Source organism: Streptomyces sp. NPDC002564, from assembly GCF_042889645.1.
Taxonomy (GTDB): domain Bacteria; phylum Actinomycetota; class Actinomycetes; order Streptomycetales; family Streptomycetaceae; genus Streptomyces.
In genome coordinates, this window is sequence record NZ_JBIARE010000004.1 from 555934 (window position 1) to 576458 (window position 20525).

General features: G+C 71.2%; 17 protein-coding genes and 1 riboswitch. Of the genes, 9 read left to right on the forward strand and 8 right to left on the reverse strand.

Translation table 11 applies throughout. The annotated features are described in order from the left end of the window. Positions 1-13 precede the first annotated feature (13 nt). The 3 genes from ACFYXE_RS17790 to ACFYXE_RS17800 are packed head-to-tail and all read right to left on the reverse strand — an operon-like array spanning position 14 to position 2129. Positions 14-1258: a cystathionine gamma-lyase gene (locus ACFYXE_RS17790; protein ID WP_389313338.1), complete on the reverse strand. Its 1245-nt coding sequence runs from the start codon at positions 1256-1258 to the stop codon at positions 14-16. Next, on the reverse strand, positions 1255-1743 hold the full coding sequence (locus ACFYXE_RS17795) for a low molecular weight protein-tyrosine-phosphatase (RefSeq protein WP_389313340.1): 489 nt from the start codon (positions 1741-1743) through the stop codon (positions 1255-1257). The genes ACFYXE_RS17790 and ACFYXE_RS17795 overlap by 4 nt, the downstream gene beginning before the upstream one ends. A gap of 8 nt (positions 1744-1751) precedes the next feature. After that, positions 1752-2129: a phage holin family protein gene (locus tag ACFYXE_RS17800; protein ID WP_361166594.1), complete on the reverse strand. Its 378-nt coding sequence runs from the start codon at positions 2127-2129 to the stop codon at positions 1752-1754. A gap of 143 nt (positions 2130-2272) precedes the next feature. Between ACFYXE_RS17800 and ACFYXE_RS17805 the strand changes: the two genes are divergently transcribed. The 4 genes from ACFYXE_RS17805 to ACFYXE_RS17820 all read left to right on the forward strand — a co-directional run bounded on the left by ACFYXE_RS17805 (position 2273) and on the right by ACFYXE_RS17820 (position 4740). Further along, positions 2273-2590: a cupin domain-containing protein gene (locus tag ACFYXE_RS17805; protein WP_361166591.1), complete on the forward strand. Its 318-nt coding sequence runs from the start codon at positions 2273-2275 to the stop codon at positions 2588-2590. Positions 2591-2859: 269 nt separating this feature from the next. Beyond that, on the forward strand, positions 2860-3081 hold the full coding sequence (locus tag ACFYXE_RS17810; RefSeq protein WP_361166588.1) for a DUF5326 family protein: 222 nt from the start codon (positions 2860-2862) through the stop codon (positions 3079-3081). Positions 3082-3485: 404 nt separating this feature from the next. Continuing rightward, positions 3486-4199: an IclR family transcriptional regulator gene (locus ACFYXE_RS17815; RefSeq protein WP_389313664.1), complete on the forward strand. Its 714-nt coding sequence runs from the start codon at positions 3486-3488 to the stop codon at positions 4197-4199. A 103-nt stretch (positions 4200-4302) separates the two neighbouring features. Then, complete coding sequence (locus ACFYXE_RS17820) at positions 4303-4740, forward strand: SsgA family sporulation/cell division regulator (protein ID WP_361166585.1); 438 nt, start codon at positions 4303-4305, stop codon at positions 4738-4740. Positions 4741-4952: 212 nt separating this feature from the next. Here the strand turns inward: ACFYXE_RS17820 and ACFYXE_RS17825 are convergent, their stop codons facing one another. Next, positions 4953-6551 carry a YibE/F family protein gene (locus tag ACFYXE_RS17825; protein WP_389313343.1) on the reverse strand — a complete coding sequence of 533 codons (1599 nt, stop codon included), beginning with the start codon at positions 6549-6551 and terminating at the stop codon, positions 4953-4955. 71 nt (positions 6552-6622) lie between these two features. Beyond that, positions 6623-6782, forward strand: a riboswitch (TPP riboswitch). Between ACFYXE_RS17825 and thiC the strand changes: the two genes are divergently transcribed. Beyond that, on the forward strand, positions 6775-8562 hold the full coding sequence (thiC, locus tag ACFYXE_RS17830) for a phosphomethylpyrimidine synthase ThiC (RefSeq protein ID WP_389313345.1): 1788 nt from the start codon (positions 6775-6777) through the stop codon (positions 8560-8562). (Overlaps the previous riboswitch by 8 nt.) Positions 8563-8662: 100 nt before the next feature. On the opposite strand, the gene ACFYXE_RS17835 is transcribed toward thiC, so the two are convergent. The 3 genes from ACFYXE_RS17835 to ACFYXE_RS17845 all read right to left on the reverse strand — a co-directional run bounded on the left by ACFYXE_RS17835 (position 8663) and on the right by ACFYXE_RS17845 (position 12156). Continuing rightward, a complete protein-coding gene (locus ACFYXE_RS17835) occupies positions 8663-9556 on the reverse strand; it encodes a hypothetical protein (protein WP_389313347.1) in 894 nt (297 codons plus the stop codon). Between the two features lie 180 nt (positions 9557-9736). After that, positions 9737-10792: a metallophosphoesterase gene (locus ACFYXE_RS17840; RefSeq protein WP_389313349.1), complete on the reverse strand. Its 1056-nt coding sequence runs from the start codon at positions 10790-10792 to the stop codon at positions 9737-9739. A gap of 242 nt (positions 10793-11034) precedes the next feature. After that, positions 11035-12156: a LacI family DNA-binding transcriptional regulator gene (locus tag ACFYXE_RS17845; RefSeq protein WP_361166571.1), complete on the reverse strand. Its 1122-nt coding sequence runs from the start codon at positions 12154-12156 to the stop codon at positions 11035-11037. A gap of 409 nt (positions 12157-12565) precedes the next feature. Between ACFYXE_RS17845 and hisC the strand changes: the two genes are divergently transcribed. Next, the gene (gene hisC / locus ACFYXE_RS17850; protein ID WP_389313351.1) at positions 12566-13645 is read left to right on the forward strand and encodes a histidinol-phosphate transaminase; all 1080 of its coding nucleotides are present in this window, start codon (positions 12566-12568) and stop codon (positions 13643-13645) included. Positions 13646-13687: 42 nt separating this feature from the next. On the opposite strand, the gene ACFYXE_RS17855 is transcribed toward hisC, so the two are convergent. Further along, the gene (locus ACFYXE_RS17855) at positions 13688-14062 is read right to left on the reverse strand and encodes a cyclophilin-like fold protein (protein ID WP_389313353.1); all 375 of its coding nucleotides are present in this window, start codon (positions 14060-14062) and stop codon (positions 13688-13690) included. Positions 14063-14317: 255 nt separating this feature from the next. Between ACFYXE_RS17855 and ACFYXE_RS17860 the strand changes: the two genes are divergently transcribed. Genes ACFYXE_RS17860 through cydD form a run of 3 tightly spaced genes read left to right on the forward strand, consistent with a single transcriptional unit; the run spans position 14318 to position 20465 of the window. Next, positions 14318-15859, forward strand: coding sequence for a cytochrome ubiquinol oxidase subunit I (locus tag ACFYXE_RS17860; protein ID WP_389313355.1), 1542 nt, complete (start codon positions 14318-14320; stop codon positions 15857-15859). A gap of 19 nt (positions 15860-15878) precedes the next feature. Beyond that, positions 15879-16883, forward strand: coding sequence for a cytochrome d ubiquinol oxidase subunit II (cydB, locus tag ACFYXE_RS17865; RefSeq protein ID WP_361166559.1), 1005 nt, complete (start codon positions 15879-15881; stop codon positions 16881-16883). A gap of 48 nt (positions 16884-16931) precedes the next feature. After that, complete coding sequence (cydD, locus tag ACFYXE_RS17870; RefSeq protein WP_389313357.1) at positions 16932-20465, forward strand: thiol reductant ABC exporter subunit CydD; 3534 nt, start codon at positions 16932-16934, stop codon at positions 20463-20465. The last annotated feature ends 60 nt before the right edge of the window (positions 20466-20525 follow it).

The window sequence follows — 20525 nt, forward strand, 5'->3', positions numbered from 1 at the left end:
TGCGGGGCGGTCGTCAGTCCGTCGCGCGTGCCGACTCGTCCAGCGCGCGCAGGACGTCCGCCACCAGGTCGTCGGGGTCCTCGGCCCCGGCGGAGAAGCGGATGAAGCCCTCCGCGACGGCATCCCCGCCCCACCGCCGACGGCGCTCGGCCGTGGACCGCACACCCCCGAAGCTCGTCGCGTCGTCGACCAGGGTGAGCGCCGCCAGGAAACGCTCGGCACGCGCGCGCGTGGGCAGCGTGAAGGAGAGCACGCATCCGTAGCGCCGCATCTGCCGCGAGGCGACCTGGTGCGAGGGGTCGTCGGGAAGGCCGGGGTGGCGCAGTCCCGACACGTCGGTGCGCTCGCGCAGGGCCGTGGCGAGAGCCAGGGCGTTCGCGTTCTGCCGGTCGGCGCGCAGGTGGAGCGTGGCGAGCGAGCGGTGCGCGAGCCAGGCCTCCATGGGCCCGGGAATGGCCCCGACGATCTTGCGCCACCGCTTCACCGCGGCGGCCGCCTCCGCGTCACGGCAGGCCACGTACCCGAGGAGGAGGTCGCCGTGGCCGGTGAGCATCTTGGTGCCGCTGGCCACCGAGAAGTCGGCACCGAGCTCCAGGGGACGCTGCCCGAGCGGCGTCGCCAGGGTGTTGTCGACCGCCACCAGCGCGCCACGCGCGTGCGCCGCGTCGGCGAGCCGCCGTACATCGCACACGTCGAGGCCGGGGTTGGACGGCGTCTCGATCCACAGCAGCTTGGCGCCGTCCAGGACGTCGAGCTGGGCGTCGCCGCCGGTCGGGGCGGTGCGCACCTCGATGCCGTACGCCGTGAGCTGCTCACGGACCAGCGGCAGCACCTGGTAGCCGTCGTCCGGCAGGACCACCGCGTCACCGGCGCGGAGCTGCGAGAACAGCACCGCGGAGATCGCGGCCATGCCGGAGGCGAACACCAGCGTCTCGACGTCCGAGCCGTCCAAGCCGTCCGAGGCTGCGCCACCAGCGACACCCGCACCAGCGCCGCCCGCACCAGCGACACCCGCACGCGCACCCGCACCCGCACCCGCGCCTGCCGTCGGCGCCTCCAGCTCGCCGATGGCGCGCTCCAGGAGCGTCCAGGTGGGGTTCTCGTCACGGCCGTAGGCGTAGCCGCCCGTCGGATCGCCCGGCAGGTGGAAGTGGGCGGCGAACACCGGACCGGGCAGCGTCGGTTCGTGTTTCACGGGCTCGGGCAGTCCGGCCCGCACGGCCCGCGTGCCGTCACCTATGGGTCCCGTTTGCGTCATGCCGCCCGCCTTTCCACTGCTTCACGTACGGCGTCGAGCAGGCCTTCGCTCGCCGCCTCCACCATTCTCAGGCACTCCTCGAACCCCTCGAAATCGCCGTAGTAGGGGTCGGGGACGTCGGGGTCCGCGGCCTCGGGGTCGTAGGAGCGCAGCAGCCGCACCTTGTCCGCGTCGGCCGGGGTCGGCGCCTGTCGGCGCAGCGCCCGCAGGTGGCCGGAGTCCAGGGCGATGACCAGGTCGCGCCCGGCGAACCAGTCGGCCGCGAACTGCCGGGCGGTGTGGTCGCTGTCGTAGCCGGCCGTCCGCAGGACGGAGACGGTGCGCGGATCGGCGCCGTCCCCCTCGTGCCAGCCGTCGGTGCCCGCGCTGTCCACCCGGACCGAGCCGCCGAGACCGGCCTCGTCGATCTTGGCGCGGAAGACGGACTCGGCCATCGGCGAACGGCAGATGTTGCCGGTGCAGACGAAACAAACGGAGAAGGGCATCGGGCGGATCAGTCCTCGTCGGGGAGCACGACATTCAGGGCCCAGGACACGATCGAGATGATCAGGCCGCCCAGGACGGCCGTCCAGAAGCCCTCCACGTGGAAGCTGACGTCGAGCTTGTCGGCCAGCCACGAGGTGAGCAGCAGCATCAGGGCGTTGACCACCAGGGTGATCAGGCCCAGGGTCAGGATGAACAACGGGAAGGTGAGGACCTTCACCACCGGCTTGACCAGGAAGTTCACCAGTCCGAAGAGCAGGGCGACGACGATGAGCGTGCCCACCTTCTTGCCCGTGCTGTCGCCGGTCAGGGTGATCTTGTCGAGCAGCCACACGGCGACGGCCAGGGCCGCGGCGTTGGCGATCGTCTTGACTACGAAATTCTTCATGTGTCTGATCGTGGCAGACATGGGCCGGTAACGGTCGGCCCGCGAGGGCCCGCGGGCGGCAGCGCGACGAGCAGCGAAGATGGCGAGGACGCGGCACGGCGCGCGGTGGCGGCACGGGCATCAGCGAGGGGTGTACGAGGGCGATGAAGGCATTCCGACTGGACGAACTCGAGGCGGAGCGGGCCGCGAACGACGGCGCGTATCTGCAGTTCCTGCGGGAGCGGAACATGTCGGTCGGGCTGTACGCGCTCGACGCGGGCGGCAGCGACCCGCAGCAGCCGCACGGGCAGGACGAGGTGTACATGGTCGTCAGTGGGCGGGCCTCGATCACGGTGGGCATGGAGACCACGCAGGTGGCGCGGGGCAGCGTCGTCTATGTGCCGGCCGGGGTCGCCCACAAGTTCCACCACATCAGCGAGGACCTGCGGGTGCTCGTCGTCTTCTCGCCGCCGGAGGGCTGAGCCGGCCGCCGAAGGTCTGCTCACTGCGGGGTCTCAGCGGAGTGGGTCTCCGCCGGGTCTCCGCCGGGTCTCCGCCGGGCTCTCTTCAGGGCTGCCACCTCGGGGTTCTCTCAGGGTCGGATCAGGGGAGGACAAGGGCTCCGAGGCCCCCGCAGGGCCGTGTGGCGTCCTAGCATCGAATGCAGAAGTCAGGGACCTGCGGAGATTCAGGAATCCGCACCGATGCGAAGAGCGCGGAAGTGCGGCAGGAGCAGAGAGAGGTAAGGACGATGGCAGCGAAGGAGATCTTTGCGGGAATGCCGTGGTGGGTGAAGTGGGTGGCCGTGCCGGTCATCGCGCTCGTCGTGTTCGGCGGCCTGATAGCGAGCGTCGTCGGATTCGTGATCGGCCTCCTGTTCAAGGCCCTGATATTCGTCGCTTTGGTCGGTGGACTCATCTATGTCGTACGGAAGTTCATATCCAGCTCGTCCTCGTCGCGCAGCGACTGGTGACGACCGCCCGCCCGGACATGACGACAGTCCGGACATGACCACCGCTCGGACATGACGACCGCCCGGACATGACGAACCGCCCGTACGTACGGCGGCCGGGCAGCGGCCGCCGGGTGGTGAGTTTCCGCAACGGTTCCCTCGCCCGGGGGAAGTTTCCCGACAGGACGCCGTAGAACGGTGGCCAAGGATTAGAGTCCGAAATCCGACGCGGGCCCGATCCCGCGGACGGGTGCACGCGCCGTCCTCTCTCGTCGCCCCGAGCGCGGGCGGAACCCCACGCGCTTCGGGAGTGAACCTTGGCCGCGGTCGACAACTCACCCTCTGGCACGGGCCCCTCGGCTCCCTCGGCGGGCGCGGAGACCCCGGCCGTCGGACCGACCCTCATCGGCTCGGTGCAGCGTGCGATGCGGCTGCTGGAATCCGCCGCGGCGCACGAAGGCGGGGCGCCCGCAAAGCAGTTGGCCCGCGAGGCGGGTCTCGCCCTCCCCACCGCGTACCACTTGCTGCGCACCCTGACCCACGAGGGATATCTGCGCCGGGACAAAGGAGTGTTCGTGCTCGGCGCGGCCGCCGAGCGGCTGGGCGGCCGCGGAGCACAGCAGAACCGCCGCGGCACGATCGACGATTCGCTGGCGCACTGGCACGAAACCATCGGCGTCCCCGTGTACTTCGCCGTCTACCGGGAGGGCGAGATCGACGTCGTGGGCGTCGCGGACACTCCCGGCAACCCGGCCGTCGAGGAGTGGGCGGACTTCCGCGAGACGGGCCACGCCCACGCGATCGGTCAGTGTCTGCTGAGCCAGCTCGACGACAAGGCCCGGCGGGACCACCTCGACCGCTACCCGGTCCAGTCGATCACCCGATACTCCGTCAGGGACGACCGCACGTTCCTGCGCAGGCTCGACACGATGGCGCGGATGCGGCCCGTCGTGGAGCGTCAGGAGTACGCCCTCGGGACCGTCTGCGCGGCGATTCCGATTACAGCGGGTGACACTGCGGCCGCCATGGCCATTTCTGTTCCCTCCTATCAGGCGGAGCGGCTGATGCCCGCAGCCCAGCGCCTGCAACGAGAAATCGGGCGGCTGCTAGGGACACTCGCCTTCTCTATCAGCATCTGAAAACTCACTCCTTGTGATCTGGTGTGTACGTTAAGCAAGATGCCAGGAGTGTCAGGGAGTTGGTTCCTGGCCACTCGAGGGCCAAATGACGGGGTAGGGCGCGATGGGCGAGTCGGTACAGGCAGAGGTCATGATGAGCTTCCTCGTTTCCGAGGAGCTGTCGTTCCGCATCCCGGTGGAGCTCTGCTACGAGATGGACGATCCCTATGCCGTGCGGCTGACGTTCCATCTGCCGGGGGATGCCCCGGTGACCTGGGCCTTCGGGCGGGAGCTGTTGATCGACGGCGTGGGCCGACCCTGCGGGGACGGCGACGTGCGCATCGAGCCCACCGATTCCGAGGTGCTCGACGAAGCCCTGATCAGGCTTCAGGTCGGCGGTGACCAGGCGCTGTTCCGGGTGGGCATTCCGCCGCTGCTCGCCTTCCTCGACCGGACGGACCGGTTGGTGCCGCTGGGTCAGGAGCGGTCGCTGGCCGACTTCGACACGCACCTCGACGAGGCGCTCGACCGGATCCTCGCCGAGGAGCAGAACGCGGGCTGAGCCGCCGTGCTCAACTGACGCGGCCGGGTGGCATTTTGGTGCATTTCGCGGCGCCGGGCACATGCTCCGAAGCACGGGGCCTGCGGCCCGCGCCGACCCACCTCACCTCTCCACCCGCTTCAGTCCCCGGACGTATCTCCCACCTCACCCATCAACCCACCCGACCCGCCGCACCCCACCGCCCCCCGCCACACCCCACCGCACCGCCGAGGTCACCGCTTGCGGCGGCGCCCCTTCCCGCCGCGGGAGGGCCGGGGCGTCCCGACGGCGGCCCCCGACCCCGCCCTGACCTCGGCCGGGTTCCCGACGCCGACATTGACGCCGGCACTGACGCCGTTGCCGGCACCCGCCCCGGACGTCCGGTCCGCCGAGACCACCAGGGCCGCCAGGGCCGTCGTCACCGGCACCGAGGCGACCAGGCCGATCGAGCCGATGAGGGTGCGCACGATCTCCTCGGCGACCAGCTCGCTGTTGGCCACCGTCCCGACGCTGGACTGCGCGATGGAGAAGAGCAGCAACAGGGGCAGCGCGGCGCCCGCGTAGGCGAGGACGAGGGTGTTGACGACCGAGGCGATGTGGTCGCGGCCGATGCGGATGCCCGCCCGGTACAGGCCGCGCCAGCCCATCGTCGGGTTGGCCTGATGCAGTTCCCAGACCGCGGAGGTCTGGGTGACCGTCACGTCGTCGAGCACGCCGAGCGAGCCGATGATGACGCCCGCGAGCAGCAGGCCGCTCATGTCGATGGACGGATACAGGCCATGGATGAGACCGGTGTTGTCGTCCGTGTTGCCGGTCAGTGCGGCCCAGCCGATGAACAGCGAGCCGAGCAGCCCGATGAGCAGGAGGGAGATGAGGGTGCCGAGGACCGCGACCGAGGTGCGGGCCGTGAGCCCGTGGCAGAGATAGAGCGCGATGAGCATGATGGCGCTCGCCCCGATCACCGCCACCACCAGCGGGTTCGAGCCCTGGAGGATCGCCGGCAGGATGAAGAAGGTGAGCACCATGAAGCTGATGGCGAGTGCGACCAGGGCCATCAGACCGCGCAGCCGCCCCACCACGACGACGGCGAGCGCGAAGATGCCGGCGAGCAGCGCCATCGGGATCTTGCGGTTCACGTCGGTGACCGAGTACTGCAGCCCCTCGGGCGCCTTGGGCTCGTAGGCGACCACCACCTGCTGGCCCTGGCTGAGTTGACGGGGGGAGTCCGGCTGGATGATCTCGACGAAGGTGCGGCCCTCGTCCTTGCCGCTGGACACCTCGACCGTCGCCTTCTTGCAGGTGCCCGATGCCCGGGACTGCGCGGACTGGCCCTCGGGCGTGGAGGTGTCGCCGTTCGGCGGGGTCTGCGAGGGGTTGAGGTCCTTGCAGGGCAGTTCTTGCACCTTGGTGACCTTCGCGGACTGCATCTGCCGGTCGAAGCCGACGCCGGTGCGTTCGTGGCTCGGCGTGCCACCCGGCCACAGCACCATCAGTCCGACGACGACCGCGGTGGCGAAGGGGATCAGGACGGCGGCGATGACCTTGCGCAGGTGCTTCGAGACGGGCGCCGCCGGACCGTGACTGTGCGAGTGCCCGTGCCCGCCGTGGCCACCGTGCCCGTGTCCGCCGTGGCCCTGGCCCCCGGAGCCGTCCCCGCCATGCCCGTCGTGGCCGCCATGACCGTCCCCGCCGGGCCCGTGCCCGCCGGGCCCGTGCCCGCCGGGTCCGGGGCCGTTTCCGCCCGGGCCGTTGCCGGGCGAAGGGGGCCTGGGGCCGGGCGGGCGGGACGGCGGGCCGGAGGGCGGCGGGGGCGGCGGCTCAGTGGTGGTCACTGCCCGATCATCGCAAGAACGGGGAGGGCCCTCTGTTCAGCGCGCCCGACATGACGCTAGCGTGGAGCCACCTTTGCAATCGCGGGAGCTCGGAGCACCGGGCTGAGAGGGCGCTGACCTCCGTACACATCGGCACGAACGAGTCGTGCACGAGCCGTACGGGATCCGCTGCGTCGACCGCCGAACCTGTTACCGGGTAATGCCGGCGTAGGGAGTAGGTCTCATGACCACATCGGACGCACGCACGCCTGCCTCGACGCGGAACCAGAGCGACGAGGCCGGGAAGTCCATCGGCTGGCACAAGGCGTACGTCGAGGGCTCGCGCCCCGACCTGCGCGTGCCGGTCCGTCAGGTGCACCTCACCAACGGCAAGTCCGTGACCCTGTACGACACGTCAGGTCCGTACACCGACCCGTCGGCTGAGACCGACGTCCGCCGCGGCCTCGCGCCGCTGCGGGAGAACTGGATCATCGCCCGGGGCGACACCGAGGAGTACCCGGGCCGCCCGCCCCGCCCCGAGGACGACGGCATCAAGCACACCTCGCCGCGCGGCGGCCTGAAGAACCTGGACGCGGTCTTCCCCGGCCGTCCCCGCCAGCCGCGCCGGGCCAGGGCAGGTCAGACGGTCACGCAGCTCGCGTACGCCCGCCGCGGCGAGATCACGCCCGAGATGGAGTTCATCGGGATCCGCGAGAACCTCGACCCCGAGGTCGTGCGCGCGGAGGTCGCCGCGGGCCGCGCGGTGATCCCCGCCAACGTGAACCACCCGGAGATCGAGCCGATGATCATCGGCAAGAAGTTCCTGGTGAAGGTCAACGCCAACATCGGCAACTCCGCGGTCACCTCCTCCATCGAGGAGGAGGTCGACAAGATGACCTGGGCGACCCGGTGGGGCGCCGACACGGTCATGGACCTCTCCACCGGCCGCAACATCCACACCACCCGCGAGTGGGTGCTGCGCAACTCCCCCGTGCCGATCGGGACCGTTCCGCTCTACCAGGCCCTGGAGAAGGTCGACGGCCGGGCCGAGGAGCTGACCTGGGAGATCTACAAGGACACGGTCATCGAGCAGGCCGAGCAGGGCGTCGACTACATGACGGTGCACGCGGGCGTGCGCCTGCCGTACGTCCCGCTCACCGCGCGCCGCAAGACCGGCATCGTCTCGCGCGGCGGTTCGATCATGGCCGCCTGGTGCCTCGCGCACCACAAGGAGAGCTTCCTCTACGAGCACTTCGAGGAGCTCTGCGAGATCCTCGCCGCCTACGACGTGACGTACTCGCTCGGCGACGGCCTGCGGCCCGGCTCGATCGCGGACGCCAACGACGAGGCGCAGTTCGCCGAGCTGCGCACCCTGGGCGAGCTCAACACGATCGCCAAGCGCCACGGCGTCCAGACGATGATCGAGGGCCCGGGACACGTCCCGATGCACAAGATCAAGGAGAACATCGACCTCCAGCAGGAGATCTGCGAGGAGGCGCCGTTCTACACGCTCGGCCCGCTGACCACGGACATCGCCCCCGCCTACGACCACATCACCTCCGGCATCGGCGCCGCGATGATCGGCTGGTGGGGCACGGCGATGCTCTGCTACGTCACGCCCAAGGAGCACCTGGGCCTGCCCAACCGCGACGACGTGAAGACCGGCGTCATCACGTACAAGATCGCGGCGCACGCGGCCGACCTCGCCAAGGGGCATCCGGGCGCGCAGGACTGGGACGACGCGCTCTCGGACGCGCGCTTCGAGTTCCGCTGGGAGGACCAGTTCAACCTGGCCCTCGACCCGGTCACGGCACGGGAGTTCCACGACGAGACGCTGCCGGCCGAGCCCGCGAAGACGGCGCACTTCTGCTCGATGTGCGGGCCGAAGTTCTGCTCGATGAAGATCTCCCAGGACATCCGCCGTGAGCACGGCGGTGATCTCGCCGTCGACGACATCGAGGCGGGCATGGAACAGAAGTCCAAGGAGTTCGCGGCGGCCGGCAACCGCGTCTATCTGCCGATCGCCGACTGACCCGTCCCTGACCGGTCCGGTGCGCGCCGCCGCTCGCCCGCGGCGGCGCCCACCGGCGCTGTCGAGCCCTCATGGCCCCGGCCGCCCGGCCCCGGTCGCCTTACTCCGGTTTGTGGTCGGGCCCGCCGAAATCCGGGCTGGAGAAGTCGGGGCGCGAGTAGCTCGGGCGGGGACCGGCGGTCCGGCCGCCGTCCGGGCTGCTGAACCCCGGCCGGTGATAGCCGAGTTGCGGCATGCGGCCGCCTCCCGTGGAGCTCCCGGGATCCGTCGACGGCTTGCGCACGGCGGGGGCCGTGCCCGGGTCCGTCAGGGCTTCCCGCAGGAACGGCACGACGCCCCGCTCGAGGAGCGCCCGGCCCCAGTCCTCCCTGGCACGGGACACCTCCTCGTGCCGTTCGCCGTGCAGTCCGGCCTGGAGCGAGGTGGAGCCGTTGCGCAGGGCGGTCAGGAGCAGACCGACCGCGGCGACCAGGATGCCCCCGGCGGTGAGCGCGCCGAACAGCCATCCCGCGGTGAGCAGGGTGTCCGCGAAGGCGGGCTCGGGGGTGAGCATTTTCAGGATGTAGCCGACGAGCAGGAAGATCGCGGCGGCCGTCCCCGCGAGGACGGGTGCGAGGACCGCGACGACGGCGATCGCCCCGGCTCCCGCCGCCGCCGGTTCGGCGACCTCGCCCATCGCGGTGGCGAGGCCCAGGCCGCCGGAGCCCGACTCCGCGGCGCTCTGTCCGTTCCCTTCGTGGATCGATGTGGAGGTCGGTCGAGGTTCGCGCAACTCCTCGCGAACCTTCACGTAGTGCGCGTACTCGGCCGCTGCCGCGGCCGTGATCAGTGCTGTCGCGCTCAGGGCCATGGTGCGCAGTTGTTCGGGATTGAGCCGCTGGCCCACTGCGGCGAGTTCCGGACGGTCAGGTGCGGTGCGCAGCGCCTCGTCGAGGATCCGCTCGTACTCGGGGCGGTCCTCATTGAGCAGGTGTGGAGCGCTGTTCATGTGCATCCCCCGATGCTCCGTAGGGCTGAGGCTCGCATGACTGTGAGCCGTTGGGCAGAAACGGAGGGGAGCCTGCTACGGATAAGCCGATGGTAGAGCCGTGACCGCGCGCGGTGACAGGGGGTTTCCGGAAATTGCCCCCCTGGCCAGCGTGATCGTGTAGAGGGGCGCCTGCCCGGATAACGTTCAGATACTCAGGGGAAGTTGACGGACCAGCAGCTTTCCGGCCATGGTCACGCCGCCGTCCATGGCGATGGCGAGCCCGTCCGCGTAGACGTGCGGGCCCTCGATGACGGGGCCGCCGCCGTCCGACTCGTCCTCCGAGCCGACGTCGCCCAGGAGGTAGGGGATGGGGCTGTGACCATGGACGATGCGTGAGCCGCCGTACATGTCCAGGAGTTCGCGCACGGCCGAGGGGCCGGACTCGTCGCGGAAGGCGAAACGCTTGGTGAACTTGCGGAAGAGGTCCCAGCACTCGTCGGCGTCGTTGCGCGTGAGGGTCTCCCGGATGGTGTCGTTCACCGCCTCGATCGAGTCGCCGTAGTCCAGATAGGCGGTCGTGTCCGAGTGCACGAGCAGGTGGCCGTCGGCCTCCTCCATCGCGTCCAGGCGGGCCATCCACTGGAGGTGGTGGTCCTCCAGGCGCTCCATGTCGGTCTTCTGCCCGCCGTTCAGCAGCCAGGCGGCCTGGAAGGTGGCGGTGCCCGCGCCGGAGTTGACGGGGGTGTCGCCGAAGCGCTTGGCGCCGAGCAGCAGCAGCTCGTGGTTGCCCATGAGCGCCTTGCAGTAGCCGCCCGCGGCGGCCGCCTCGGCGGAGAGCCGCATCACGAGGTCGATCACGCCGATGCCGTCGGGCCCGCGGTCGGTGAAGTCGCCGAGGAACCACAGGCGCGCGTTGCCCGCGGCCCAGTTGCCCTCGGCGTCGAGGAGGCCCTGCTCCTGGAGGGCGGCGACGAGCTCGTCGAGGTAGCCGTGCACGTCGCCGACGACGAACAGGGGGCCGTGCTCGTCGCTCACCCGCGGCTGCGGGGGCTCGGGCATGACCTGCACCTGGACGGTGTCGCCGCGGTTGATGACGGGCAGGTCGCGCTGGGTGGGGGTGTAGCCCTCCTCCGGCGCCTCGCCGGGCGCCGCCGGGCTCGCCTCGGCCGGCCCGGTCGTCTCATGGATGTACGCGGGTACGCGGAAGTCGCGCAGCGTCGCCGTCCGCACATCGGGTCCCTGACCGGCCCCCTGAGTCATCGACCCCTCCACCACCATTGCGCCGCATCTGCACCGAGATCGGACTGCTTGGTCGCAGCGGCCCGCGGTGTCGTCCGCCCATCATAGGAATGCGGCTCCCGCTGTGTGGTGCACCAGGGGTGGTGAATCGGTGCCGGACCCCGGTTCATCACGCTTTTCTCCCGAATTGGGCAGAGGTTTCCCCGCCGGCGGCGGGGATGTCGTCGACCTCTGCCCGGGGTCGGGGGCCCGGGCGGGAGCGGTCAGCCGGGGCCGGGCGAGCGGGGCGGGCTGACCGTCGTGCGCGGCGGCCGTCGCTCGGACGAGGTGCGCACGATCAGTTCGGTCGGTATCACCTGCTCGACGGGCCGGCCCGCGTCGAGGCCCTCGATGGCGTCGATGAGGAGCTGGACGACGGCCGTGCCGATCCGCCGCGGCTTGAGGGAGAGCGTGGTGATGGGCGGTTCCGTGGTGGCGTACACCGTGGACTCGCTGCAGCAGACCAGCAGCAGGTCGTCGGGGACGCGCAGGCCGTACCGCCGGGCGGCGGCGAGCAGGTCGGTGCCGTTGGGGTCGAAGAGGCCGTAGACGGCGTCGGGCCGGTCGGGTCTCGCGAGCAGCCGGTCGGCGGCGACGGCGCCCGCGCACGGGTCGTGGGCGGGATAGGACTCGTAGACCGGGTCCTGTCCGACGCGCTCGCACCAGCGCAGGTAGGCGGTGGTGGACAGGTGGGTGTACGTGTCCGTGGTGGTGCCGGTGAGCAGGCCGATGCGGCGTGCGCCGGCGGCGGCGAGGTGGTCGAGGATCTCCAGGACCGCGGCCTCGTGGTCGTTGTCGACCCAGGCGGTGACCGGGAGCGAGCCCGCCGGGCGGCCGTCGGAGACCACCGGCAGGCCCTGCCGGACCAGCTCGCTGACCACCGGGTCGTGGTCGGAGGGGTCGACGACGACGGTGCCGTCGAGGGCGACGTTCGACCACACGTCGACGGGGCTGCGCCGCGAGGTGGCGGGCAGGATGACCAGGGCATAGCCCCGGGCGAGTGCGGCCGAGGTGGCGGCTCTGGCCATCTCGGCGAAGTAGGCGAACTCGGTGAAGGTGAAAGGTTCATCCCCGTACGTCGTCACGGTCAGGCCGATGAGGCCGGACTTGCCGGTACGGAGGGTGCGGGCCGCCGCGGACGGGCGATAGCCCAGCCGTTCTGCGACCTCGCGGACGTGGCGTCGGGTGGCGTCGGGCAGCCGTCCCTTGCCGTTGAGGGCGTCGGAGACAGTCGTGATGGAGACACCGGCGGCTGCGGCGACGTCTCTGATGCCCGCTCGACTCTGCCGGTTGCCCCGGCGTGCGGTCTCCGCTCGGCTCACCTGGTGCTTCCCTGCTGCTGTCATGGCGAGCCGATAGTAGGGCTCATGGGGGTGGGTAGCAGGGGCGCATATTCACTCGTTGACAGGCACGTTTCTGCATGGCGGAAGAGGGTCAATCACCTTGGAATGCAAGGGAGTTGACCGCGACAACCGGTAGCTGCACCTGATCGTCGCGCGCGGGCCTGCCAAATGAGCCAGGTCTCGAAGAGGTCTCAACTCACCTTCACGGGGGACGCGCGCCACGGAGCGAGCCACCGGCGCATGGGGGAGCACGGGCGCTCCCCCCGGTCCGCGCACCCTCGCGAAGGGCCGCCCGCGCACCCTCGCGCGGGCCCGCGCACCTTCGCGACGACGGCCCATGCGCACCGGCGCCGAATCCTCATAAGGTAAGCAGTATTCGAACCGGATGTGACGGGCTACGAGGAGGACTGCGGTGAGCGAGACGAACCCGAGGCTGCGCGCCGAGCTGGCGGGGATCCCCACCTACAAGCCGGGCAAGCCCGCGGCGGCCGACGGTCCCGCGGCCTACAAGCTGTCCTCGAACGAGAACCCCTACCCGCCGCTGCCCGGCGTCATGGAGAGCGCGCTCGCCGCGGCCGGATCCTTCAACCGCTACCCCGACATGGCGTGCACCGGCCTGATGAGCGAGCTGGCCGACCGCTTCGGGGTGCCCGTCTCGCACATCGCCACCGGCACCGGTTCCGTCGGCGTCGCCCAGCAGCTGCTGCAGGCCACCTCGGGCCCGGGCGACGAGGTGATCTACGCCTGGCGCTCCTTCGAGGCGTACCCGATCATCACGCAGGTCAGCGGCGCGACGTCGGTCCGGGTGCCGCTGACGGACGGCGAGGTGCACGACCTGGACGCGATGGCCGACGCCATCACCGACCGCACCCGCCTCATCTTCGTCTGCAACCCCAACAACCCCACGGGCACCGTCGTCCGCCGGGCCGAGCTGGAGCGGTTCCTGGACCGGGTGCCGAAGGACGTCCTGGTCGTCCTCGACGAGGCGTACCGCGAGTTCATCCGCGACGCCGAGGTGCCGGACGGCATCGAGCTCTACCGCGACCGTCCGAACGTCTGCGTGCTGCGGACCTTCTCCAAGGCGTACGGCCTGGCGGGGCTGCGCGTCGGCTTCGCGGTCGCCCACGAGCCGGTGGCCGCCGCGCTGCGCAAGACCGCGGTGCCCTTCGGCGTGAGCCAGCTCGCCCAGGACGCGGCGGTGGCGTCGCTGCGCGCCGAGGACGAGCTGATGGGCCGGGTCGGCTCGCTGGTCGCCGAGCGCACGCGGGTGGTCGAGGCGCTGCGTGCCCAGGGCTGGACGGTGCCCGAGACGCAGGCGAACTTCGTGTGGTTGCGGCTCGGGGGCCGTACGGCGGACTTCGCGGCGGCGTGCGAGCAGGCCGGTGTCGTCGTGCGTCCGTTCGCCGGCGAGGGGATGCGGGCCACGATCGGCGAGACCGAGGCCAACGACATCTTCCTGCAGGCGGCGGAGGCCTTCCGCAAGGAGCTCTGAGGGGCGGCCGGTCCCGCGGCCGGTCCCGCAGCCGGCCCGCGGCTAGTCCGCGGCGAGTTCGACCCGGATCGGGTCGCCGGAGCGCACGGTGGCCAGCACCCCGGGGTCGCCGTCGATCCGCCCCAGGAGGTTGCACGGGCTCGCGAGGCGGCACTCGTCGCCCCGCGAGATCGGGGTCGGCCCGTAGGGGAGCGCGAGGGCGTCCCCGTCGGTCCAGAAGGCGACCGTGCCGGGCTCGACGACCTGCTGGGCGTCCGGCTCGCGCGGGACGCCGACGCCGGTGTCGAAGTACACCTCCTCGCCCCAGGTGTTGGCGGTCGAGACGAGGGGCAGCACCTTGCCGATGGCCTGGCTGGTGGGGGTCTCGTCGAGCGTCGCGGTGAGATGGCCTGCGGGCCAGGAGATCCGTATCTGCATGGCGCGGATTCAACAATATGTTGAAGTTCTTGGGAAGGCCCCGAGGGATCCCTCGGGGCCTTTTCGCGCCCTCGCGGACGGGGGGCCGCCGTTCCCCCCGGTAAGGGGGACCCCCCATTCGGGAGCCGACAGCCAGTACGACATAATGCTTGTGAATGTGAACGCGTTCACAAGCGTGTCCCGGTTCCTCCGGAGATCAGTGGGATAAAAGGGGCAAACTGCCGCTATGACCACGGCGAGTAAGGAGAAGACGCAGTGGACCTGGCTCTGGCGCCCGAAACACTGGCGCGATGGCAGTTCGGCATCACGACCGTCTACCACTTCCTGTTCGTTCCCCTGACGATCTCGCTCGCCGCCCTCACGGCGATCCTCGAGACGGCGTGGGTGCGGACCGGCAAGGAGCACTACCTCAGGGCGACCAAGTTCTGGGGAAAACTGTTCCTGATCAATATCGCCATGGGCGTCGTCACCGGCATCGTCCAGGAGTTCCAGTTCGGCATGAACTGGTCCGACTACTCGCGGTTCGTCGGTGACATCTTCGGTGCGCCGCTCGCCTTCGAGGCGTTGATCGCCTTCTTCTTCGAGTCGACCTTCATCGGCCTGTGGATCTTCGGCTGGGACAAGCTCCCGAAGAAGCTGCACTGCGCGACGATCTGGATCGTCTCGATCGGCACCGTCCTGTCGGCGTACTTCATCATCGCCGCCAACGCCTTCATGCAGCACCCCGTCGGCTACAAGATCGTGGAGCGGGACGGCACCAAGCGCGCGGAGCTCACCGACTTCGCCAAGGTGCTCTTCCAGGAGACGACACTCGTCAACTTCTTCCACGTGATCTCGGCGGCCATCCTGGTCGGCGGCGCCTTCATGACCGGCATCGCCATCTTCCACCTGCGCAAGAAGCAGCACGTCCGCACCATGCGGATGTCGATGCGGCTCGGCCTGGTCGCCGCGTTCGCCGGCACGCTGCTCACCGTCATCAGCGCCGACACCCTCGGCAAGGTGATGTACGACCAGCAGCCGATGAAGATGTCGGCCGCCGAGGCCCTGTGGGAGAGCGAGAAGCCGGCGCCGTTCTCGCTCTTCGCGTACGGCGACGTCTCCAAGGGGCACAACGACGTCGCCATCGAGATCCCCGGGATACTGTCCTTCCTCGCCAAGAACAACTTCAGCGCGGAGATCCCCGGCATCAACGACCTCAACAAGGAGGCGCAGGAGAAGTTCGGGCCAGGCGACTACCGGCCCAACATCCCCACCGCCTACTGGTCGTACCGCTGGATGATCGGCTTCGGCGGGGTCTCGATGGTGCTGTGCACCGCGGGCCTGTGGCTGACCCGCAAGAAGTTCTGGCTCGCCCCCGAGCACCGCACCGACGCGGACGAGATCCCCAAGCTGATGCTCACCAAGAACAAGGAGCTCGCGCCGCGGCTCGGCTCCTGGTGGTGGAAGCTCTCGCAGTGGACGCTCATCTTCCCGCTCATCGGCACCGCCTGGGGCTGGATCTTCACCGAGACCGGACGGCAGCCCTGGGTGGTCTACGGCGTGCTGCGCACCCGGGACGCGGTCTCCCCCGGCGTCTCGCAGGGCGAGGTCCTCACCTCACTGATCGGGTTCACGCTGATCTACGCGATCCTCGCGGTGATCGAGGTGAAGCTGCTGCTCAAGTACGTCAGGAAGGGCCCGCCCGAGCTGACGGAGGCGGACCTCAACCCGCCCACCAAGATCGGCGGTCCCGGGTCGGGCAAGGGCTCCGACTCCGATTCCGACGATGCCGACCGGCCCATGGCCTTCTCGTACTGAAGGAAGGAGCGACAGGGACATGGAACTCCACGACGTCTGGTTCGTACTGATCGCCGTCCTGTGGATCGGCTACTTCTTCCTGGAGGGCTTCGACTTCGGGATCGGGGTCCTGACCAAGCTGCTCGCCCGCGACCGGGTCGAGAAGCGGGTCCTCATCAACACCATCGGTCCCGTCTGGGACGGCAACGAGGTCTGGCTGCTCACCGCGGGCGGCGCGACCTTCGCCGCCTTCCCCGAGTGGTACGCGACGCTCTTCTCCGGCTTCTACCTGCCGCTGCTGATCATCCTGATCTGCCTGATCGTGCGCGGTGTCGCCTTCGAGTACCGCGCCAAGCGCCCCGAGGAGCGCTGGCAGACCAACTGGGAACACGCGATCTTCTGGACCTCGCTGATCCCCGCGGTGCTGTGGGGAGTCGCGTTCGGCAACATCGTGCGCGGCGTGAAGATCGACGCCCACAAGGAGTACGTGGGCAACTTCTGGGACCTGCTCAACCCGTACGCGATCCTCGGCGGCCTGGTCACCCTGACGCTGTTCACCTTCCACGGCGCGGTCTTCGCCTCGCTCAAGACGGTGGGCGACATCCGGGTGCGGGCGCGCAGGACGGCCCTGTGGCTCGGTCTCGTCACGGCCGTCCTCGCGCTCGGGTTCCTGATCTGGACCCAGGCCGACAAGGGTGACGGCAAGAGCCTGGCCGCGATGATCGTGGCGGTGCTCGCGCTGGTGGGCGCCATCGCGGCCATCAGGATCGGGCGGGAGGGCTGGTCGTTCGCCCTGTCGGGGATCACGATCGCGGCGGCCGTCGCGATGCTCTTCCTGACGCTCTTCCCGAACGTCATGCCCTCGTCGCTGAACGAGGAGTGGAGCCTCACGGTCACCAACGCCTCGTCCAGCCCGTACACCCTGAAGATCATGACCTGGTGCGCGGGCGTCGCGACGCCCGTGGTGCTGCTCTACCAGTCGTGGACCTACTGGGTGTTCCGCAAGCGGATCGGTACGCAGCACATCGCCGACGCCGCGCACTGAGCCCGCTTCGACCTGCCGGTCCCCCGTCCTTCGGAGGGTGTGTTTCACGTGAAACCGATCGACCCGCGCCTGCTTCGATACGCCCGCGCCACCCGCTTCTTCCTCGTCGCCGTGGTGGTCCTGGGGCTGATCGGGGCGGGGCTGGTCGTCGGCCAGGCGATGCTCATCGCCGAGATCGTGGTCGGCGCCTTCCAGAAGAACCACTCCGTCGGCGACCTCGGCACGCCCCTGGTGCTGCTCGCCCTGGTCGCCGCCGGACGGGGGCTGGTCTCCTGGCTCACCGAACTCGCCGCGCACCGGGCGAGCGCGGCGGTCAAGTCGGAGCTGCGGGGGCGGCTCGTCGAGCGGGCGGGGGAGCTCGGCCCGGAGTGGCTCACCGGCCGGCGCACCGGGTCGCTGATCTCCCTCGCGACGCGGGGCGTGGACGCCCTGGACGACTACTTCTCGCGCTACCTGCCGCAGTTGGGGCTCGCGGTGGTGGTGCCGGTGGCGGTGCTCGCCCGCATCGTCACCGAGGACTGGGTGTCGGCGGCGATCATCGTCGTGACGCTGCCCCTCATCCCGGTCTTCATGATCCTGATCGGCTGGGCCACCCAGAACCGCATGGACCGTCAGTGGCGGCTGCTCTCCCGCCTCTCGGGCCACTTCCTCGACGTGGTGGCCGGGCTCCCCACCCTGAAGGTGTTCGGCCGCGCGAAGGCGCAGGCCGAGTCGATCCGCAAGATCACCGGCGAGTACCGGCAGGCCACGATGCGGACCCTGCGCATCGCCTTCCTGTCGTCGTTCGCCCTGGAACTGCTCGCCACCATCTCGGTCGCGCTGGTCGCGGTGACCATCGGCATGCGGCTCGTGCACGGCGAGATGGAGCTCTACGACGGTCTCGTCGTCCTGGTCCTCGCCCCCGAGGCGTACCTGCCGCTGCGCCAGGTCGGCGCGCAGTACCACGCGGCGGCGGAGGGGCTCTCGGCCGCCGAGGAGATCTTCGAGGTCCTGGAGACCCCGGTGCCCGCCACGGGCACGGGCGCCGCCCCCACCGGCGGCATCGCCTTCGAGAACGTCACGGTCCGCTACCCGGGACGCTCGGCGGACGCCGTCACCGACGTCTCCTTCGAGGTCGGCGCCGGGGAGACCGTGGCGCTGGTGGGCCCCAGCGGCGTGGGCAAGTCGACGCTGGTGAACGTGCTGCTCGGCTTCGTACGCCCGCAGGGCGGCCGGGTCCGCGCGGGCGGCGTCGACCTGGCGGAGGTCTCGCCCGAGCGGTGGCGGGAGCGGATCGCGTGGGTGCCGCAGCGCCCGCACCTGTTCGCCGGGACGATCGCGGAGAACGTCCGCCTGGCCCGTCCCGGCGCGGACGACGCGCAGGTGCGCGAGGCCCTCGGCGCGGCGGGGGCGCTGTCCTTCGTCGACGCGCTGCCCGCCGGGGCCGACACCCGGCTCGGCGAGGACGGGGCCGGGCTCTCCGCGGGCCAGCGGCAACGGCTCGCGCTGGCCCGGGCGTTCCTCGCCGACCGGCCCGTGGTGCTGCTCGACGAGCCGACGGCGGCGCTCGACGGCGGCACCGAGGCGGACCTCGTGGACGCCGTCCGCCGCCTGGCCGTCGGCCGGACCGTGCTGATGGTCGTGCACCGGCCCGCACTCCTCGCCGTCGCCGGACGGGTCGTCCGGTTGGAGCCGGCCGCCGCCCGGGACCCGGCGGCGGACACCTCCGTCCGTGCGCTCCCGGCCCCGCCGGAGCAGGCGGCCTCCGGCACGCCCGGAGGCCCCGGAGCCCCGGACGGGGACGGCGACCGCACGGCCGCCGAAGCGGCGGCCGGGGCCGTTCGGCCCGCGCGCGGGGTACTGGCCCGGGTCAGGCACGCCGCGCGGGCCCGGCGGGGCCAGCTGGCGCTCGCCCTGCTGCTCGGCTCGCTCGCGCTCGCCAGCGCCGTCGGCCTGATGGCCACCTCCGGCTGGCTGATCTCGCGGGCCGCGGAGCAGCCCCCCGTGATGTACCTGATGATCGCCGTGACGGCGACCCGCGCCTTCGGGATCGGCCGCGCCGTCTTCCGGTACGCCGAGCGCCTCGTCTCGCACGACGCCGTGCTGCGGATGCTCGCCGACACCCGGGTCGCCGTCTACCGGCGCCTGGAGCGGCTCGCCCCCGCGGGCCTGCGCGGGGCCCGGCGCGGCGACCTCCTGTCCCGCCTGGTCGCCGACGTCGACGCCCTGCAGGACTACTGGCTGCGCTGGCTGCTGCCCGCGTCCGCCGCCGCCGTGGTGAGCGCGGGGGCCGTCGGCTTCACCGCCTGGCTGCTGCCCGAGGCGGGCGCCGTGCTCGCCGCGGGACTGCTCGCCGCGGGCGTCGGCGTGCCGCTGGTGAGCGGCGCGGTGGCCCGGCGGGCGGAGCGGCGGCTGGCCCCCGCGCGCGGGCTGCTCGCCACCCGGGTGGCCGACCTGCTCACCGGCACCGCCGAACTGACCGTCGCCGGCGCGCTGAAGCGGCGTACGGCGAAGGCGGGCGAGGCCGACGCCGAGCTGACCCGGATCGCCTCCCGGGGCGCCACCGCCACCGCGCTCGGCGACGGGCTCGGGGCGCTCGTCACGGGACTCACGGTGGCCGGGGCGGCCCTCGTGGGCGTGCAGGCGGTCCACGACGGGCGGCTCGGCGGCGTGGCCCTCGCCACCGTCGTGCTCACCCCGCTCGCCGCCTTCGAGGCCGTGATGGGGCTGCCGCTCGCCGTGCAGTACCGCCAGCGGGTCGCCAAGAGCGCCGAGCGGGTCCACGAGGTCCTCGACGCCCCCGCGCCCGTCCCCGAGCCCGCCGTGCCCGCACAGGCCCCGCCCACGCCCTTCCCGCTGCGCGTCGAGGGCCTGAGCGCCCGCCACGAGGGACAGGCCCCCGGCACGGACGCGCTCACGGATGTCTGCCTGACGCTGGAGCGCGGCCGGCGGATCGCCGTCGTCGGCCCGTCCGGATCCGGCAAGACGACGCTCGCGCAGGTGCTGCTGCGCTTCCTCGGGGCACGCGAGGGGACGTACACGCTGGGCGGCACGGACGCGGCCGCGCTGGACGGCGACACCGTGCGCGCCATGGTCGGTCTGTGCGCCCAGGACGCGCACATCTTCGACAGCTCGGTGCGGGAGAACCTGCTCCTCGCCAGGAAGGACGCCACGGACGGCGACCTGCGCGACGCGCTGCGCCGGGCCCGGCTCGACAGCTGGGCCGACGCGCTGCCCGACGGGCTCGACACGCTCGTCGGCGAGCACGGCGCCCGCCTCTCCGGAGGGCAGCGCCAGCGGCTCGCGCTGGCCCGCGCGCTGCTCGCCGACTTCCCCGTCCTCGTCCTGGACGAGCCCGCCGAACACCTCGACCTGCCGACCGCCGACGCCCTCACCGCCGACCTGCTGGCCGCCACCGAGGGCCGTACGACGCTGCTCATCACCCACCGGCTCGCCGGGCTCGACGCGGTGGACGAGGTGATCGTCCTGGACGCGGGCCGGGTGGCGCAGCGCGGCCCGTACGCGCGACTCGCGGCGCAGGAGGGCCCGCTGCGGCGCATGCTGGAGGTGGAACGGGCGGCGGATCTGCTGCTTGCGGGGTGAGCGGGCGGCGGCCCGACGGCCGGTCGGACACGGCTTCGACTTTCCCCTGCAAATAGGACT

Coding starts and splice junctions, on each gene's coding strand:
- cydB (WP_361166559.1), top strand. CDS start 15,879: ATGGAACTCCACGACGTCTGGTTCGTACTGATCGCCGTCCTGTGGATC.
- thiC (WP_389313345.1), top strand. CDS start 6,775: ATGACCACATCGGACGCACGCACGCCTGCCTCGACGCGGAACCAGAGC.
- ACFYXE_RS17855 (WP_389313353.1), bottom strand. CDS start 14,062: ATGCAGATACGGATCTCCTGGCCCGCAGGCCATCTCACCGCGACGCTC.
- ACFYXE_RS17845 (WP_361166571.1), bottom strand. CDS start 12,156: ATGACAGCAGCAGGGAAGCACCAGGTGAGCCGAGCGGAGACCGCACGC.
- ACFYXE_RS17795 (WP_389313340.1), bottom strand. CDS start 1,743: ATGCCCTTCTCCGTTTGTTTCGTCTGCACCGGCAACATCTGCCGTTCG.
- ACFYXE_RS17820 (WP_361166585.1), top strand. CDS start 4,303: ATGGGCGAGTCGGTACAGGCAGAGGTCATGATGAGCTTCCTCGTTTCC.
- ACFYXE_RS17815 (WP_389313664.1), top strand. CDS start 3,486: ATGCGGCTGCTGGAATCCGCCGCGGCGCACGAAGGCGGGGCGCCCGCA.
- ACFYXE_RS17840 (WP_389313349.1), bottom strand. CDS start 10,792: ATGACTCAGGGGGCCGGTCAGGGACCCGATGTGCGGACGGCGACGCTG.
- ACFYXE_RS17790 (WP_389313338.1), bottom strand. CDS start 1,258: ATGACGCAAACGGGACCCATAGGTGACGGCACGCGGGCCGTGCGGGCC.
- ACFYXE_RS17805 (WP_361166591.1), top strand. CDS start 2,273: ATGAAGGCATTCCGACTGGACGAACTCGAGGCGGAGCGGGCCGCGAAC.
- ACFYXE_RS17800 (WP_361166594.1), bottom strand. CDS start 2,129: ATGAAGAATTTCGTAGTCAAGACGATCGCCAACGCCGCGGCCCTGGCC.
- ACFYXE_RS17810 (WP_361166588.1), top strand. CDS start 2,860: ATGGCAGCGAAGGAGATCTTTGCGGGAATGCCGTGGTGGGTGAAGTGG.
- ACFYXE_RS17835 (WP_389313347.1), bottom strand. CDS start 9,556: ATGCACATGAACAGCGCTCCACACCTGCTCAATGAGGACCGCCCCGAG.